General features: G+C 65.7%; 10 protein-coding genes. 4 read left to right on the top strand and 6 right to left on the bottom strand.

The genetic code is table 11. From position 1 onward, the window contains the following. Positions 1-46 precede the first annotated feature (46 nt). On the top strand, positions 47-1,492 hold the full coding sequence (locus BTO02_RS13570) for an EAL and HDOD domain-containing protein (protein WP_075157471.1): 1,446 nt from the start codon (positions 47-49) through the stop codon (positions 1,490-1,492). Between the two features lie 157 nt (positions 1,493-1,649). Here BTO02_RS13570 and BTO02_RS13565 read toward each other — a convergent pair whose 3' ends face one another. Both BTO02_RS13565 and BTO02_RS13560 read right to left on the bottom strand, forming a co-directional pair. Further along, on the bottom strand, positions 1,650-3,110 hold the full coding sequence (locus BTO02_RS13565) for an HDOD domain-containing protein (RefSeq protein ID WP_075157470.1): 1,461 nt from the start codon (positions 3,108-3,110) through the stop codon (positions 1,650-1,652). An 88-nt stretch (positions 3,111-3,198) separates the two neighbouring features. Further along, on the bottom strand, positions 3,199-5,022 hold the full coding sequence (locus BTO02_RS13560) for a putative bifunctional diguanylate cyclase/phosphodiesterase (protein WP_075157469.1): 1,824 nt from the start codon (positions 5,020-5,022) through the stop codon (positions 3,199-3,201). A gap of 378 nt (positions 5,023-5,400) precedes the next feature. Here BTO02_RS13560 and BTO02_RS13555 point away from each other — a divergent pair, with 378 nt between their 5' ends. The 3 genes from BTO02_RS13555 to BTO02_RS13545 all read left to right on the top strand — a co-directional run bounded on the left by BTO02_RS13555 (position 5,401) and on the right by BTO02_RS13545 (position 8,127). Further along, positions 5,401-6,747, top strand: coding sequence for an EAL and HDOD domain-containing protein (locus tag BTO02_RS13555; protein WP_083615114.1), 1,347 nt, complete (start codon positions 5,401-5,403; stop codon positions 6,745-6,747). Positions 6,748-6,975: 228 nt separating this feature from the next. Beyond that, a complete protein-coding gene (locus BTO02_RS13550; protein WP_442953458.1) occupies positions 6,976-7,530 on the top strand; it encodes a peroxiredoxin in 555 nt (184 codons plus the stop codon). A 132-nt stretch (positions 7,531-7,662) separates the two neighbouring features. Continuing rightward, positions 7,663-8,127 (top strand): hypothetical protein, encoded by a 465-nt coding sequence (locus tag BTO02_RS13545; protein WP_075157468.1) that lies wholly within the window; start codon positions 7,663-7,665, stop codon positions 8,125-8,127. A gap of 84 nt (positions 8,128-8,211) precedes the next feature. Here the strand turns inward: BTO02_RS13545 and BTO02_RS13540 are convergent, their stop codons facing one another. The 4 genes from BTO02_RS13540 to BTO02_RS13525 all read right to left on the bottom strand — a co-directional run bounded on the left by BTO02_RS13540 (position 8,212) and on the right by BTO02_RS13525 (position 17,251). Next, the gene (locus tag BTO02_RS13540) at positions 8,212-9,015 is read right to left on the bottom strand and encodes a hypothetical protein (protein ID WP_156883827.1); all 804 of its coding nucleotides are present in this window, start codon (positions 9,013-9,015) and stop codon (positions 8,212-8,214) included. A gap of 232 nt (positions 9,016-9,247) precedes the next feature. Next, on the bottom strand, positions 9,248-12,586 hold the full coding sequence (locus BTO02_RS13535) for an efflux RND transporter permease subunit (RefSeq protein WP_075157466.1): 3,339 nt from the start codon (positions 12,584-12,586) through the stop codon (positions 9,248-9,250). A 3-nt stretch (positions 12,587-12,589) separates the two neighbouring features. Further along, positions 12,590-15,757: an MdtB/MuxB family multidrug efflux RND transporter permease subunit gene (locus BTO02_RS13530; RefSeq protein WP_075157465.1), complete on the bottom strand. Its 3,168-nt coding sequence runs from the start codon at positions 15,755-15,757 to the stop codon at positions 12,590-12,592. A 93-nt stretch (positions 15,758-15,850) separates the two neighbouring features. Further along, positions 15,851-17,251: an MdtA/MuxA family multidrug efflux RND transporter periplasmic adaptor subunit gene (locus tag BTO02_RS13525; protein WP_075157464.1), complete on the bottom strand. Its 1,401-nt coding sequence runs from the start codon at positions 17,249-17,251 to the stop codon at positions 15,851-15,853. Between the last annotated feature and the right edge of the window lie 851 nt (positions 17,252-18,102).

Genomic DNA, 18,102 nt, shown 5'->3' with positions numbered 1-18,102 from the left:
GAAGAGAGCGCAACGCGCCACGCGCGCCTTGCCATAGGGGAGCCGCATGACCACCACCGCAGTCCAGCAGGAAGGCCGGCCAGACGGCCTTTCGGGTTCCACTGACGGCGACCGGCGAAGCGACGCCGGCAGCACCGCCGAAGGCGCGCCGCGCGACGTCTATTTCGCCCGCCAGCCGCTATTGAACCGGGACGGCATGCTGTGCGGTTTCGAGCTGAAAATCCAGCAACCGTTCGTGTCCGCCGAGGACGCAGGGCCTGCCGATGCCGGCGAGAACACTGAACCGCAAAGCGGCGCTGACGGCGACGGCGGCGGCGAATTATCCGCGAACGAAAACTCCGCCCAGGCGCGCGTCGGCAAGCTGATTCGCGCGCTGGTGCGGGCCGAAGTGCGGCTCGCGCTGACCGGCCATCCCGCCTATATCGATGCGACCCGCGAACTGCTGTTCGACGAGGCGGTCAAGGCGCTGCCGCCCGAGCGGTTTATTTTCGAGTTGCCGCCCGACATCCACGTGGATGAAGAACTGATCGCGCGCATCGTTACGCTGCACGGCCGGCGCTTTCGCTTCGTGATCGATCACGTCACGCAGGTCGATGACCGCTTTGCGCGCCTTCTGCCGTATGCGGAGACCGTCAAGATCGATCTGCAGCGCACGCCGGCCGCGCTGCTGCCGAAGCTCGCCAGCGTACTGAAGTCGGCAGGCAAGATGCTGATCGCGCTCAACACGCATACGCACGACGATTTCCAGACCGCCTTCAATCTCGGTTTCGACCGCTTCCAGGGTTATTTCTTCGCGCGTGCGCAAAGCGTTTCGTCGACGCGCCGCGTAAGCGCACCGCGCCATGCGCTGCTGAATCTGCTGCAGCTTCTGGCCGGCGAACCGACGGTCGCGCAGCTCGAGGCGGAGCTGAAGCTCAATCCGGTGCTCGTCATGCACCTGATGCGTCTCGCGAATGCAAGCGGGCTAGCGCTGGGCTTGCGCGTCACGACGCTGCGCGATGCGATCAACGCAACGGGCACCGACAAGATCGCGCGCTGGACGCAATTGCTGCTGTACGCGGACGGCCGCAAGGTCGCACTCGAAGACGATCCGCTGCTGCAGCTTGCCGCATCGCGCGCACGTTTCATGGAACTCGCGGTTGCACGTTTGCCCGAGGCAGGGCGCGATGAAGCCGACGCGGCGTTCCTGACCGGCGTCTTTTCGTTCGTTGATGCAGTGTTCGGCGGTTCGCTCGAAACCACGCTCAATGTGCTGATGCTGTCGCGGCCGATTCGCGCGGCAATCGAACATCACGAAGGCTCGCTCGGCATGCTGCTGACGCTGACCGAAGCGCTCGAACGCGGCGCGTGGGATGAAGTCGAGGCGGCTTGCGAGTCGCTCGCGCCGTTGACCGTGCCTGAAGCGGCGGAACTCGCGCTGACCGCGGCCGCATGGGCCGGCATTGCCGATCGCAGCGCCGAAGCCGAAGGGCTCGAGCGGATCGAAGATTGAATCTCTGTCAATGTGCAAGGCCTGTACGCATGTGCAGGTGAAACACACAGCGGCACACAGCGGCGCATACCGCGCACATACGCGAGGGCATGCCGCGCCGGCAGAGTTGTCAGCTCAGTGAGATGCGATTCCCATCAATCCCGTTGGCGGGATCGAGTCACTGCGTCTCCAGCTCACCCACCACCGGCGCCTGGACGAAAAAACGCCGTAATTCCCGCGATAGCTCGTTCAATGCCGCCATTTCCTGCTGGCTGATGCGGCGTGGCTCGGTATTGTGCGTCCAGTCGCCATACATCAGCGCGACCGTCGACTGATTTTCGAGCATGACCGGCAGCAGCACGAATGACCGCGCGTCGCTGAACGAGCGTTTGTACCAGTCCGGCAGCCGCGCGACCATTTTCGGGTCGCGCGCGTTCTCGATGAAGATGCCGACCGAGTTCGCGATGGCGAGGTGGAACACGTCCGGCTGGAATGCGCTGGCAAACGACAGCTGCGGCATCACTGCGTCGACTTTCGGACCGAAGCCCATGCTCGCCTTGAAGGTGCCGCTGCCCTGGCGCACGAACACCACCGTGCGGTCGAAGCCGAGGCCCGCCAGCACGGTTTCGGACGCGAGCGTCAGCGCCGGCGCGAGCGCGTTGTCCGCGGGCAGCGCGCGCAGGTCTTCGACGCCCGCGCGGATGCGGTCTTCGGGTTCGAGCGGCTCGCGCGCGATGGCGTCGGCGCTCGCGCGCAGTTCGTTGATTTCGCGCATCACGCCGTCGCCCGCTTCTTCACGCGCGAGCGCGATGCTCATTTCGATCAGCACGTCCGCATCGGTGTTCAGCGGCCGGCTGTAGCGCTGCGCGAGCTCCGCGATACGCGCGTCGCGCACGGCGATGGGCATGTCGGGCGCGGTCAGCAGGTTCGCGACTTCGGTCGAGAAGGTCGTGACGGCGCGCATCCATTGCGTCTGGCGCGGCTCGTCGTCGCGGGACGGATCGAACGCGGTCATGCCGGTGCGGATGATTTCGGGCAGGCGCCAGCGCGCCGCGGCCTCGATGCCGATCTCTTCGTACGAGACGCCGAGTATGCTTGCGCACGCATCCTTTTCGGAGACGCCCGCATCGAGCTGGCGGCGAATCTGGTCCCATTCGGTGTCGAGATAGAACACGACGAGCAGCTTGCCGACCTGGCGCATCAGCGTGCACACCACCGCTTCTTCGCCCGCGCGCAGGTCGCCGCGTTCGGTCAGCTTGCGCGCGACGCAGCCCGAGAGCATCGTGCGGTTCAGTTCGAGCTTTGCGTCGATGCGGCGTGGCGCGCTATGGTGAAAGTGATCGACGATCTGCAGGCCGACGACGAGATGGCCGACCGCGTCCATGCCGAGCACCATCAGCGCGCGCGAGACCGTGGTGATGTTGCCGCCGAACGCCATGTACATCGCCGAATTCGCAAGACGCAGCACCTTGTGCGTCAATGCGAAGTCGGAGAGCACAACCTGAACGAGCGACGTGAAGTCGAGTTCGTCGTTCTTGACGGCGGCCATCGTGGTGCGGAGCGACTGCGACAGCATCGGAAAATCGCCGCGTTCGCTCATCTTGCCCCAGAGCCTGTCGAGCAACGCCGCCTTTAACATGTGAGTCCCGCAAAAGCCATACGTGTTCCAGTGAGTAGCGGGCCGCGCCTTGCGCGCGGACCGCCGGTGCGTGGTTGCGCCGCGTGAGTCATGCTGCGTCGTGCAGGTAGAGCGCGCGCGATTCGAAGCGCTGCGCCAGTTCTTCCGACGGCAGCGCCTTGCAGACGAGCCACCCCTGAATGTGATCGCATCCCATCTGGGTCAGCAATGCACGCTGCGCTTCCGTTTCGACGCCTTCGGCGACCAGTTCGAGATCGAGTGTCTGCGCAAGCCCGACCACCGCGCTGACAATTGCCTGATCATTGCGCGAGGTTAGCAGATTCTCGACGAAGCTCCTGTCGATTTTCAGTTTGGCGAGCGGGAAACGTTGCAGATACGCGAGACTCGAATAACCCGTGCCGAAGTCGTCTACTGCAAAACGAATACCGATGGCAGTTAATTCCGCGAGCAGTGCGGTTGCATGCGCGGGATCGTGCATGAGCAGCGTCTCGGTGATTTCGAACACGAGCCGGCGCGGGTCGATGCCGGTCAGCGCGATCGCTTCGCGCACGTTGTCGGTGAAGCGCGGGTCGCGGAACTGCTGCGGCGACACGTTGACCGCGACGTATTGCAGCTTGATGCCCTTTGCGTCCCACTGGATGAGCTGCATGCAGGCGGCCTTCAGCACCCAGTTGCCGAGGTAGTTGATGAGGCCGACCGACTCCGCAAGCGGAATGAACATCGACGGCGGCACGAGCCCGTGCAACGGATGGTGCCAGCGGATCAGCGCCTCGACGCCGACCACGCCGCGCGAGTGGCTGCTCGTGATCGGCTGGAAGTGCAACGAGAACTCGCCGTTGCGCACGCCGTCGTAGAGGTCCGATTCGAGCTTCAGGCGCTCGGCGTCGGCGGGGCTGTCGTCGGGCACGTAGAACGCGAGCGTGTTGCCGCCCGCGGCCTTGGCGCGCAGCAGCGCGTGGTCGGCCCAGCGCAGCAACTGGCTGTCGCGCGAGGTCGTGTCGTTCAGGTGCTGCACGTCCGGGTACAGGGCGATGCCGATGCTGGCCGACAGATGCACGGGCTGCCGGTTATACGAGTAGGGCTGCTGGATCGCGGTCAGCAGGCGCCGCGCGAGCGCTTCGGCGGCGATGGCGGCGTCGGTGCGCGTCGCGGCCGGCGGCAGCAGGATCGCGAACTCGTCGCTTGCGACGCGCGCAATGATTTCGCCTTGCGTCGTCATGTGCGTGAGGCGCTTCGCGGTGTCGCGCAGCATTTCGTCGCCGGCGTCGTAGCCGAGCGCGCGGTTCACGCGCTGGTAGTCGTCGAGGTCGAGCAGCAGCAGCGCGGCCGGCGTGCCGTTCGCGTCGGCCTGCTGCTGCGCGTCGCGCAGCGCGTCGACGAGCGCCGGCACGTTGGCGATGCCGGTCAGATGATCGGTATGCAGCGCGCGTTTGAGGCTCGCTTCGTTGGCGCGCCACGCGGAGACGTCGAAGCCCGCGATCGCATAGCCTTCGATGCCGTCGTGGTTGTTGCGCACGACGCGCAGTTCGACGGCGATCGGGTAAGTCAGCGACTTGACCAGATCGAGCGTGACCTTTTCGACCGCGCCGCTTGCCTCGGCGCGCGTCAGCACGGCTTCGAGGCGCGCGCTGTCGGCCGGGGCGACGATGTCGTGCAACGAGATGGTTTGCAGATACTCGCGGTGGTAGCCGATGAAGCGCAGGCTCGCGTCGGTCACGTAGAGGAAGCGCAAATCCCGGTCGACGTGGGCAAGGAAGTCGACTGCGCCGACGGTCTGCTCGAGACCGAGGGCGGCGGCGCCGGCACCGGCCGCGTGCGCCTCGCCGCCGCGCGGGCTCAGTACCGTGCGCCAACGGTCGATCGCGTTGCGCAGCCAGCCCCGTCGAGGTGCAGTAATCCTGTTCGCTTCCATGTAAGTCGCTGACAATCCTGTTTCGTCGCAGGCGGGCGAGTCCGCCTGCCGGTTACCGCATCCGGCCGGAAGATGGGAAGACGTCCATCAGAGCACCATAACGGCCGGCGCGGCAAAATCTTTAGCGCAACGTCGAAAAAAAGCATCGCAAATACCCGTTTTCCGCGCGGCGGGAGCCGATTTCGCCGGATCGGGGGCTGTTTCGCGGTGCTCGCGACGCCGCATCGAGCGCCGCGCTAAAGTACTGCCCCCCTTGTTCCGTTAATGCGATTGTTCGTGATGCGGTTCGGTTTTGGTACGATGCGCGGCGGTCGGTGGGACCGTTTCCATCCCAGGCCTGCACGATTGCTGTTTTTTGAATCCACGCCGCCATCCATCATGTCAGAACCGTTCGACGATAGAGACGACCGCAGGGCCGATAAAGGAGCCGGCGGCACGCAGAGCGGCACACCCGGTGTGTCGCTGGGCGCCCCGCGTTCCGCTTCGGAGTTCGTTTATCTGGGCCGCCAGCCGATTCTCGACCGCAGCGGCGCGCTCAATGCCTACGAGTTGCTGTTCCGCGACAGCGCGCACAACCACGCGCGCGTGTCCGACGACGCGCAGGCGACCGCCCAGGTCGTGGCGCGCACCATCGGCTCCATCGGTGTGCCCGCCGTGCTCGGCCAGCACCGCGGCTATATCAACATCGGCCGGCGCCTGCTGTTCGACGACACCGTGCATCTGATGTCGCCGCAGCGCTTCGTGCTCGAAATCCTCGAAAACGTGACCGTCGATGCGCGGCTGCTCGCGCGTCTGGCCGAATTGCGCCGGGCCGGCTTCCGGATCGCGCTCGACGACGTCTGGGAGCTGTCCGAGAGCCTTTACGCGATGCTGCCGTACGCGGATATCGTCAAGGTCGATTTCCTGCTGGCCGAGCGCAGTACGCTGAAAACGCTCGCGGCGACGCTGCGCGGGCACGGCAAGACGCTGATCGCCGAGAAGGTCGAAACGCGCGAGGATTTTTTGCAGGCGCGCGACCTCGGCTTCGATCTGTTCCAGGGCTACTTCTTCGCGCGGCCGCAGGTGCTTGCCGCGCAACGCAGCCGTTCGTCGAGCGCGGCGCTGTTGCGCCTGCTCGCGCTGCTGTCGCGCGACGCCGGTCTCTTCGAACTCGAAGCGGAACTGAAGCGCCACCCGAACGTCGTCGTGCAATTGCTGCGCCTTGTCAATTCGAGCGCCTTCGGCCTTGGCCGTCATATCGCGTCGCTGCGCGAGGCCATCATCGCGACCGGCACGCGGCAGATCGCGCGCTGGGCGCAACTGCTGCTGTACGCGGGCGGCGGCGAGCTCCCATGGAGCTCCGATCCGCTCGTGCAGCTGGCCGGCACGCGCTCGCGCTTCATGGAGCTGGCCGCGCGCCTGTTGCGGCCCGGCGACGAAGATTTCGCCGACGCGGCATTCATGACCGGCATCTTTTCGCTCGTCCACGTCGTCGTCGATTCGTCGCCCGCTAAGGCGCTCGACAAGCTTGGACTGTCGCCGCTGATCCGCAATGCGATCGTCGAGCGCGACGGCGAGATGGGCGCGCTGCTGCGTGTCGCCGAAGCGGCGGGGCAGGGCGCCGAGACGACGGCGATCGTCCAGGCGGAAACGCTCGAGCGCTTCGCGGTGTTCACGCCCGCGGTGCTGGCGGAGCTTAACCTGTCGGCGGCCGCGTGGTTCGGTGCGCATGCGGGTGGAAACTGAGACGGCGAATGCGGCCGCAAACCGGGACGGCAAACGGGACCACGAACAGGACGGCAAAGGGGGCGGCATAAGGCTGAACCGGCAACGGGCTCGTCGGGCTGACGGCAGGATGCACGGGTGCCGCGCAAACTGTGATCCAATAGCGAATCGATGTGCGTGGCGGCGAAGGCAATTTCGGAGCAGCGCCGTGCGCCCACTGCACGAACCGGAGGCACGCAGATGAAACATATGCTGAAGCAAGCCGTCGCGACGGCCGGCCTCGCCGCCGCGCTGTCGTTCTACGCACTCGGCGCATCGGCCACCTTGAAGCCCGGCGACACCGCGCCCGATTTCACCGCGCAGGCGTCGCTCGGGGGCAAGACCTACACGTACTCGCTCGCCGATGCGCTGAAGAAGGGGCCGGTCGTGCTGTACTTCTATCCGGCCGCCTTCACGAAAGGCTGCATGATCGAGGCGCACGAGTTTGCCGACGCCGTCGACGAATACAGGAAATACGGCGCGACCGTGATCGGCGTGTCGCACGACAATATCGACACCCTGACGAAGTTCTCGGTCAGCGAATGCCGCAGCAAATTCCCCGTTGCCGCCGATTCCGACGCCAAGGTGATCGGCGCCTACGACGCCGGGCTGCCGATGCACGATTCGATGGCGAATCGCGTCTCGTATGTGATCGCGCCGGACGGCAAGATCATCTACGAATACACGAGCATGTCGCCGGACAAGCACGTCGAGAATACGATGCAGGCGGTCAAGCAATGGGCGGCGACGCACAAGCCGCAATAAGTCTTGCCTCGATGCGCGGGGCCGGTGCTGGCCGCGCGTGAACCCGTCGTACTGGATCGCCATCGGGCAGCCTGACCCACGCGCTTGTCCCACGATTGGCCCACGCTTGACCCACGTCCTTACGGAGGCGCGATGCCGGTCTTTGTCGCTCTGTTCGTGCTGATTGCGTTGATCTACGGCGCAGTGCGCGCGTACCACGTGCTCGCCGCGCACTTCGGCGCTGGCGTCGCGATTGGCGCCGCGGCCGTGGCGGCCCTGATCGTGATTGCAGCGCTCGCTTACGGGTGGCGGCGCCATCGCGAGATCGCGCCGAACATCGACGACGGCGACTGGACCCATGAGCTCAAGGAACCATGGGGCGGCGTGCGGCTTGCCGCGGGTAAAGGCCTATGTTCGATCCAGCTCGGCGGCGCAAAGGGCGACTATATTTTCGGCGACCTGCAAGGCGCGCAGGCCGAACGCGACGGCAGCGGCTGGCGCGTCGGGCTGCGGGTCAAGGATGCGGCGCGCCCGGTCTGGCAACTGCCGATGAAAACCGAGCGGCAGGCACGCCAGTGGCAGCGCATTCTGACGCGCGCGATAACGCAGAAGCTTTAGTTGGCCGGTGTTAGTTAGCCTGTTTTAGCTAACCGGTTTCAGGTGACGTCTTTCAGCTCGCATTCGCGCGGCAAGCGGCGCCGGTCAAACGGTGGAGCGATGGACCAGCGAACCGTCCGGCAGCTTCGTCAGCAGGCCGTCGGCGTCGTCGGCCGCAGTGAACAGCGCAAACGTAATGCCTTGCTGCTGCGTGACGCGCCGCAGTTCGAGCGGCACGCCCGGTTCGACCGCGACCATACCGAGTCCGTTGCCGTACGAGAGATTTTTTTGCCGCACGCTCGCATCGAAAATCAGAATCGCCGGCTTCCGATCCTGCTCGGTGCGCGGCAGATTGCGTAACCAGATCTGCGCGTGAGGCAGCGCGACGGACGCAGTCTGGATGCCGTCGTCGAAAAAGCGCGTACGCGCGCGGTGTAATAGCGCGTCGAGCGCCGCGGGCTTGAGCCAGGCTGCACGATACGACTCGCCGCGATAGTCGCGCAATTGCGCGAAGTCGGAAAGAAACCGCTGCATGGTCTGGGTTCGGTGCCGATGCGTGCGCAATGCACGGTTGATCTGCGGCTCGCCGTCTTCGATGAATGGCTGCAGGCGCGCGAACTGGCCGGCGTTCGACTGCTGCGTGAGCGCGTCGATTGCTTCTGCGTCTTTCGCCGATGTCGCCTGATTCCACGCGGAAACCGTACGGAACATCAAGGCGGCATCGCGAGCGCGCAAGGGTGGCGTCACGTTCCCCGGCGCTGCGCACGCGAGGCGCTCGGGTGCGACGGGCACGACCGGCAGCGCTGCCGGTTGCCGGCGATGACCGCTCGGCAGCGTGCGCGTTCCGACACCGGGCCGCGCATCGTCCGCGATGGCAGCGGGGGCCGGCAGCCGCGCGCCTCGCGCCATGGGCCGGTCGTGCACCGTGGTGTCGTGCGGAGCCGGTTCGTGCGCGGGCCGCAATGAGGCGGGCGGCCGCTCTGCGATGCGCGTTGGTCGGAAGACAGGAATCACAGGCACCTCCGCATGATCCGGTTGCCTCGCCACCTGCGATAGTGCGATAGCCGGCCCGGCACGCTGTCATGCTAGCGATGCAGGCAACTGCGCGGGCAATGAACGGCTAGTGCGTGCCGCCGCGCACTCACTCGGCCGCGGCAGCCGGCTGACCGGTACCGCCGTGGCGCTTTTCCCACCGCACGCGCAGGCGGTCCATATACAGATAAACGATCGGCGTCGTATAAAGCGTGAGCATCTGGCTCACGATCAGGCCGCCGACGATCGCGAGGCCGAGCGGCGCGCGCAGCTCCGCGCCTTCGCCGCGCCCGAACGCAAGCGGCAGCGCGCCGAGCAGCGCGGCGCAGGTCGTCATCATGATCGGGCGAAAGCGCAGCAGGCACGCTTCCTCGATCGCCTCGCGCGACGCGAGCCCGCGCGTGCGCGAGGCGTCGATCGCGAAGTCGACCATCATGATCGCGTTCTTCTTCACGATGCCGATCAGCAGAATCACCGCGATCAGCGCGATGATGCTGAACTCGGTATTGAAGAGCAGCAGCGCGAGCAGGGCGCCGACCCCGGCAGACGGCAGCGTCGACAGAATCGTGAGCGGGTGGATATAGCTTTCGTACAGAATGCCGAGCACGATATAGACGGCGGCCAGCGCGGCGAGAATCAGGATCGGCTGGTCGTTCAGCGACTGCTGGAACGCCTGTGCGGTGCCCTGGAAGCTGCCGTGTATCGTCGCGGGCACGCCAAGCCGTGCCATCGTGTCGTCGATGGCGGCCGTCGCGTCGGATAGCGAGCGGCCAGGCGGCAGGTTGAACGAGATCGTCGACGCGACGAACTGCCCCTGGTGATTGACCGCGAGCGGCGTGTTGCCGGGCCCGAACGTCGCGATTGCCGAGAGCGGAATCATGGTTTCCTGCGACGTCGAGACGGCCGCGCCCGTCGAGGCGCCCGATTTGCCGCTCGCCGCGATCGAGTTGTTCGCGAGATTGCGCGCGGCATCGGCGGCGATAGCCGCCGCATTCGACGAACCGGCGGCGCCCGCCGAGGTGCCGCCGCCCGCCGCGCCCGACGTGCTCGCGGCATTGCCCGATGCGTTCGTCGCCGTCACGGTGCCGGCCGTCGCGTTCGTCGATTGCGAGCCGCTCGCGGTGCCGCCCGTTGTGCTGATCCACACCTGCTTGAGCATCTCCGGGCTCTGCCAGTATTTCGGCGCGACTTCCATCACGACGTGGTACTGGTTCAACGGGTTGTAGATCGTCGATACCTGGCGCTGGCCGAACGCGTCGTAGAGCGTGTTGTCGATCTGCGAGGGCGTGATCTTGAGGCGCGCGGCGGTCGCGCGATCGATCGTCACGAACGCCTCGAGACCGCTTTCCTGCTGGTCGGAATTGACGTCGGCGAGTTCGGGGCGCGCCTGCAGCGCCGTTGTGATGAGCGGCGTCCACTTGTACAGATCGGGCGTCGAATCGGCAAGCAGCGTGTATTGATACTGCGCGTTCGATTGCCGGCCGCCGACCCGGATGTCCTGCACGGCCTGCAGGAACGTGCGGCCGCCCGCGACGTGCGACAGCGGCCCGCGCAGTTGCTGGATCACCTGGTCCGCCGTGGCCTTGCGGCCGGGCTTGGGCTTCAGCGACACGTACATGAAGCCGGCGTTCGTCTGCCGGCCGCCCGTGAAGCCGACCACGTTGTCGACGTTCGGATTCGCCTGCACGATGCTCATCATCTCGGCGAACTTGCCCTTCATCGCCTGGAACGACGTGCTCTGGTCGGCCTGAATGCCGCCGACGAGGCGCCCCGTGTCCTGCTGCGGGAAGAAGCCCTTCGGGATGATGATGTACATCCAGATGTTGAGACCGATCGTTGCGAACAGCATGAGCAGAATGATCGGCGGATGACGCAGCGACCAGCCGAGCGTGCGCCGGTAGCCTTCCTGCATGCGCTCGAAGCCGCTTTCGAGCCAGCGCGAGATCCGGCCTTCCTTCTTTTTCTCATGCGGCTCGTGCAGCAGGCGCGAGCACATCATCGGCGTCAGCGTCAGCGACACGACGAGCGAGACGCCGATCGCCAGCGACAGCGTCAGCGCGAACTCGCGGAACAGGCGCCCGACGATGCCGCCCATCAGCAGGATCGGCAGGAACACCGCGACGAGCGAAATGCTGATCGACATCACCGTGAAGCCGACCTCGCGCGCGCCCATGATCGCCGCTCTCATGCGCGGCACGCCGTTCTCGATATGCCGCTCGATGTTTTCGAGCACGACGATCGCGTCGTCGACGACGAAGCCGGTCGCGATCGTCAATGCCATCAGCGACAGGTTGTCGATCGAAAAGCCCATCAGATACATCGCCGCGAACGTGCCGACGATCGAGATCGGCACCGCGACGCTCGGAATCAGCGTCGCGCGCCAGTTGCGCAGAAACAGGAACACGACCATCACGACGAGCGCGACCGCGATCATCAGCGTGTGCTCGGTGTCGGTCAGCGAGGCGCGAATCGTCGTCGAGCGGTCGGCGGCGGGCACCACCTGCACGTCGCGCGGCAGCGACGCGACGAGTTGCGGCAGTTCCTCCTTGATGCGATCGACGGTCTCGATGATGTTCGCGCCCGGCTGCCGGTAGATGATCACGAGCACGGCGCGCGAGCCGTTCGAGAGGCCGAGGTTGCGCAGGTCCTCGACCGAATCGACGACTTCGCCGACGTCGGACAGATGGACGGCCGCGCCGTTGCGGTACGCGATGACGAGATCCTTGTATTGCGACGCCTTGCTCGCCTGGTCGTTCGTGTACAGCTGCACGTGGTTGTCGCCGAACTCGATCGAGCCTTTCGGGCTGTTCGCGTTCGCGGAGGCGAGCGCGGCGCGCACGTCTTCGAGGCCGATGCCGTAATGGAACAGCGCGTGCGGTTCGAGTTCGACGCGCACGGCCGGATTCGCCGAGCCGCTGACGTCGACTTCGCCGACGCCGTCGACCTGCGACAGCGATTGCTGCAGCACGGTCGCGGCCGAATCGTAGAGCTGACCGGCCTGCAGCGTGTTCGACGAGACCGACAGGATCAGGATCGGCGCATCGGACGGATTGACCTTGTGATACGTGGGGTTCTGCCGAAGACTGGCCGGCAGGTCGGCGCGCGCCGCGTTGATGGCGGCCTGCACGTCGCGCGCCGCGCCGTCGATATCGCGGTTCAGGCCGAACTGCATCGTGATGCGCGTCGTGCCGACGGAACTCGTCGACGTCATTTCGGTGACGTCCGCGATCGCCCCGAGGTGTCGCTCGAGCGGACTCGCGACGCTCGTCGCGACGGTTTCCGGGCTCGCGCCCGGCAGCGAGGCCTGCACCGAGATGGTCGGGTAGTCGACCTGCGGCAGCGGCGCGACCGGCAGCTTCGAAAACGCGAAGAGGCCGGCGAGCGCGATGCCGATCGACAGCAGCGTCGTGGCAACGGGGCGCGCAATGAACGGACGCGACAGGTTCATCGGTCAGCTCCCGGCATCGGTGGCAGGCGGCGTCGCACGGTTGCCGGGGCCATCGCCGCGGTCGCCGCCGGGGTCGCCGCCCGTGTGGCGATGAAAGCGCGCACGCAGACGGCGCGCGAGCGAATCGAAGCCGAGGTAGATGATGGGCGTCGTAAACAGCGTGAGCAGCTGGCTCACGATGAGGCCGCCCGCGATCGCGATCCCGAGCGGCCGGCGCAACTCCGAGCCTGCGCCGCTGCCGAGGATCAGCGGCAGCGCGCCGAGCAGGGCCGCCATCGTGGTCATGAGGATCGGCCGGAAGCGCAGCAGGCAGGCCTGATAGATCGCTTCGCGCGGCGGCTTGCCGTGTTCGCGCTCGGCTTCGAGCGCGAAGTCGATCATCATGATCGCGTTCTTCTTCACGATGCCGATCAGCAGCACGATGCCGATAATGCCGATGATGTCGAGATCGTGGCCCGTCGACCACAGCGCGAGCAGCGCGCCGACACCGGCCGACGGCAGCGTCGAGAGAATCGTGACCGGATGCACGAAGCTTTCGTACAGCACGCCGAGCACGATATACATCGTGACGATCGCCGCGAGAATCAGGAACAGTTCGTTCGACAGCGACGCCTGGAAGGCGAGCGCCGCGCCCTGGAAGCGTGTCTGGAACGACGCGGGCAGGCCGATGTCCTTTTCCGCCTGCTGGATGGCCTTCACGGCCGCGCCAAGCGACGCGCCCGGCGCGAGGTTGAACGACACCGTGGTGGCCGGGAACTGGCTCAGATGCGTGACGAGCAGCGGCGCCGGCCGCTCGTGGAACTTCGCGATGGCCGACAGCGGCACCTGGCCGCCGGCCGCGGTGGAAGAGGGCAGGTAAATCGAATTGAGCGAATCCGTGTAGTGCTGCAGCGTGGGCGTCGCTTCGAGAATCACGCGGTACTGGTTCGACTGCGTGAAGATGGTCGAGACGATGCGCTGGCCGTAGGCGTCGTAGAGCGCGTTGTCGACGGTCGCGGGCGTGATGCCGTAGCGCGCGGCGGTCGGGCGGTCGATTTCCACGTACACGGACTGTCCGTTGCTCTGCAGATCGGTCGCGACGTCGGCGAGATCGGGCAACTGCTGCAGCCGTTCGACGAGCTTCGGCACCCAGGTCTGGAACTCGGCGATGTTCGGGTCCGTGAGCATGAACTGGTATTGCGTCGGGCTGACGGTCGAATCGATTGTCAGGTCCTGCACCGGCTGCATGTAAAGCATCGCGCCGGGAATATGCGCGGTCGCGCGCTGCAGCTCGCGGATCACTTCGCTCGCGGTGGCGTCGCGGTCGTCGCGCGGCTTCAGGTTGATCAGCATGCGGCCGCTGTTCAGCGTGATGTTGGTGCCGTCGACGCCGATAAACGACGTGAGGCTGTCGACGTTCGGGTTTTTCAGCACTTCGGCCGCGAGCGCCTGCTGGCGTTCGGCCATCGACTGATACGAGACCGACTGCGGCGCCTGCGTGATCGCCTGGATCACGCCGGTATCCTGGACCGGAAAGAAGCCTTTCGGGATAAACACGTAAAGCAGCGCGGTCACGACGAGCGTGAGGACCGCGACCACGAGCGTGGCCGGCTGGCGGTCGAGCACCCAGCGCAGCGCGACGGCGTAGCGGTCGATCACGTAATCGATAAACGCATGCGCGCGCGCCTCGAAGCGGTGGCTTTCCTTCGGCGGCGTGTGGCGCAACAGCTTCGCGCACATCATCGGCACGAGCGTGAGCGATACGACCGCCGAGATGACGATGGTCACCGCGAGCGTGATCGCGAACTCGTGGAACAGGCGCCCGACCACGTCGCCCATGAACAGCAGCGGGATCAGCACCGCGATCAGCGAGACCGTGAGCGAGATGATCGTGAAGCCGATCTGCTTCGAGCCTTTTAGCGCAGCCTGAAGCGGGGAATCGCCTTCCTCGACGTAGCGCGCGATATTTTCGATCATCACGATCGCGTCGTCCACGACGAAGCCGGTGGCGATGGTCAGCGCCATCAGCGACAGGTTGTCGAGCGAGAAGCCACACAGGTACATCACCGCGAGCGTGCCGATCAGCGACAGCGGCACCGACAGGCTCGGGATGATCGTGGCGTAGACGTTCGCGAGAAACAGATACATGACGAGCACGACGAGCACGACCGACATCAGCAGCTCGAACTGCACGTCGCGCACCGAGGCGCGGATCGTCGTCGTGCGGTCCGTGACGACCCGCACGTCGAGCGCGGCCGGCAGCGATTGCTGCAGCGACGGCAGCAGTTTCTTGATGCTGTCGACGACCTGGATCACGTTTGCGCCCGGCTGGCGCTGCACGTTCAGGATGATCGCGGGCGTGCCGTCGACCCACGCGCCGAGCTTGGTGTTTTCCGCGCCGGGAATGATCTTCGCGACGTCGGTCAGCATGACCGGCCGGCCGTTCTTGTAGGCGACGACCGCGCTCTGATACGCATCGGCGTCGGTCAGCTGATCGTTCGCGTTGATCGTAAAGGCGTGCGTGGGGCCGTCGAAGCTGCCCTTCGGCGTGTTGACGTTGAGGTTCGAGATCGTGGTGCGCAGGTCGTCGAGGTTCAGGCCGTACGACGCGAGCGCGAGCGGGTTCGCCTGGATGCGCACGGCCGGGCGCTGGCCGCCCGACAGGCTCACGAGACCGACGCCGCCGACCTGCGAGATCTTTTGTGCGAGACGCGTGTCGGCAATGTCCTGCACCTGCGTGAGCGGCAGCGTGTTGGACGTGATGGCGAGCGTGAGGATCGGTGCGTCGGCCGGGTTGACCTTGGCGTAAATCGGCGGCGCGGGCAGATCGGACGGCAGCAGATTGCCGGCCGCGTTAATGGCGGCCTGCACTTCCTGTTCGGCGATATCGAGCGGCAGATCGAGGTTGAACTGCAGCGTGATGACCGATGAACCGGCCGAGCTTTGCGACGACATCTGGTTCAGCGAAGGCATCTGCCCGAACTGCCGTTCGAGCGGCGCCGTGACCGACGAGGTCATCACGTCGGGGCTCGCGCCCGGATAGAAGGTCTGCACCTGGATGGTCGGGTAGTCGACTTCGGGCAGCGCGGAAAGCGGCAGAAAACGCAACGCGACGAGGCCGACCAGCATGATCGCAGCCATCAGCAGCGCGGTGCCGACGGGGCGCAGGATAAAGGCGCGGGATGGATTCATGCGATATCAGTGGTCCTTGAAGCGGGTCCTTGAAGCGTGTCGTTGAAGCGTGTCGTTGAAGCGGGCGCCTGAAGTGGTTATCCGAAGCGCGCCTCATTGCGACGACGCTTGCGACGCGTGCCGATGACGGTGGGCATGCGCGCCCGATGCAGCCGACGCGCCGGCGGCCCAGGACGCGCCCGACGCTCCGGCCGCGCCCGACGCGCTGGCCGGATGCTCGGCCGGAATCGTGATCTTTGCGCCTTCCTTCAGGCGGTCCGAGCCGTCGGTGACGACGCGTTCGCCGACCTGCAGGCCCGACGCGATGCTCGTGCGCTCGCCGTCGACCGGGCCCACCTTGACCTTGCGTACTGTGACCGTGTTATCGGGCTTCACGACGTAGACGAACTGACCGATCGAGCCGTTCAGTACCGCCGAGGTCGGCACGATCGTCGCGTTGTGGATGACGTCGACGAGCAGGCGGGCGTTCACGAACTGGTTGGGGAACAGCATGTTGCCGGTGTTCGCGAAGTTCGCGCGCAGCTTGACGGTGCCGGTGGTCGTATCGATCTGGTTGTCGATCGTTTCGAGGTAGCCCGCTTCGAGCGACGTCGAATTCGTGCGGTCGTATGCGGTGACGGACATCTTCGTCCTGCCGTTCAGTTGCTTGAGAATGGCCGGCAGATTGTCTTCGGACGTCGTGAAGATCACGCTGATCGGCTGCAGCTGCGTAATCACGACGATGCCGTTCGCGTCGCCGGGCGTCACGTAGTTGCCGGGGTCGACCTGGCGCAGGCCGACGCGGCCCGCGACCGGCGCGGTGATACGCGCGTAGGTCAGATCGAGCTTGAAGGTGTCGATATTCGCCTTGTCCGATTGCACCTGCCCTTCATATTGCTTGACGAGCGAGGCCTGTGTATCGACCTGCTGGCTCGCGATCGAGTCCTGCGCCAGAAGCGTCTGATAGCGCTTCAGGTCGAGGCGCGCCGTCTGCAGCAGCGCCATGTCTTTCGCGAGCGTGCCTTGCGCGTTCGCAAGCGAGATCTGATAAGGGCGCGGGTCGATCTGCGCGAGCAGCTCGTCTTTCTTCACCATCTGGCCTTCCTGGAAAGCGACGGTCTGCAGCGTGCCCGAGAGCTGCGTGCGCACGGTGACGTTCGCGAGCGGCGTGACGGTGCCGAGCGCGGTGATGACGATCGGCATGTCGCCTTGCGTGACCGAGGCAACCTTGACCGGCTGCGGCTGGTTCGCGAATGCGCCGCGCCGGCCGCCCGTGCGGCCGGCGTGCGCGCCGCTTGCACCGGCCGCGGCGCCTGCGCGCGCGCCTGTGTCGGCCTTGCGCCATGGATGCCAGCGCACGAGCACGATCGCCGCGACGACGACGATGGCCAGCGCCAGCCATATCGCCCGGCGGCTGCGCCGCGGTCCGCCGCCCGGTGCGGGAGGCCGGTTTGCGGGGGCAGGTGCGGGAGGCGGGTTGCGGTTGGTGTCCGACTGCTTTTGTTTTTCGTCCATCGGTTCGATCAGCTGGCTAGCGAGATATGGGCAAACACTACGGAGTATCGCGAGGCTGCACGACGGTCCGCATATCGGTACGGCGCGTGGTGCGTGCGGCGCGCTGATCGGCTGGCGCGACCGAGGAGCGAACGCGATGCGGCGTTAAAAAAGCAAGAGGCAAGGCACTGACTCAAGCAGGACAAAGCGTGGCAAAGAGCGTAGCTGCAGCAGGCGCAAAGCGCGCGGCGCCTGCTGACACCGGCCGGGCGCGTCGATCCGGCCGCGGCCATACGATAAAGCTTGAGCGTGTATGCGACGTGTGACACGCGGCTTGCCGGTATCGCCTCGCGTATCGCTGCGGCGCTTCGCATGTCCACCTCGACAGAGGTCGACGCAACGATGCTCCGGCGGCGCCTTGCCGCGGGCATTTCCGGGCTTGCGGCAAGCTTGCGTGGACGGGCATGAGCCGCAAGAAGCATGATGCTACGTCCCACCCTGGTAACAGTCCAGCCTGTGTATTTTTCGCAAGGTTACGTAGGTTACAGATTGAAAACGCCAGGCTGGCAGCGAGGGATTGCGGGTTCCCGATTGCCCGCCGGCGCGCTCAGGCGGGTTTGAAACGCTGTTCCGGATTTTCGACCGGCTGCGCGGCCGGCGCTGCGCACTGTCAGTTATAGCGACGGTTGGACGCCGTTTAAGCGTCCGTTTCATTATATCCGGATGACTTTTCCGGGCCCATATTCAGGAGATTTTGCTTGACTTGGGCAGCGTAACCATAAAAAATTGGGACCTTATTCCGAAAGCATGACCCCGGTCATTCGGGCGGCAGCGTGTCTTTCTCGATTTTGTCGCTGTGTCGTCGCATGGAT

The sequence above is a fragment of the Paraburkholderia sp. SOS3 genome, assembly GCF_001922345.1.
In the GTDB taxonomy this organism is placed as follows: Bacteria; Pseudomonadota; Gammaproteobacteria; order Burkholderiales; family Burkholderiaceae; genus Paraburkholderia.
This window is presented reverse-complemented; position numbering and strand designations above follow the sequence as displayed.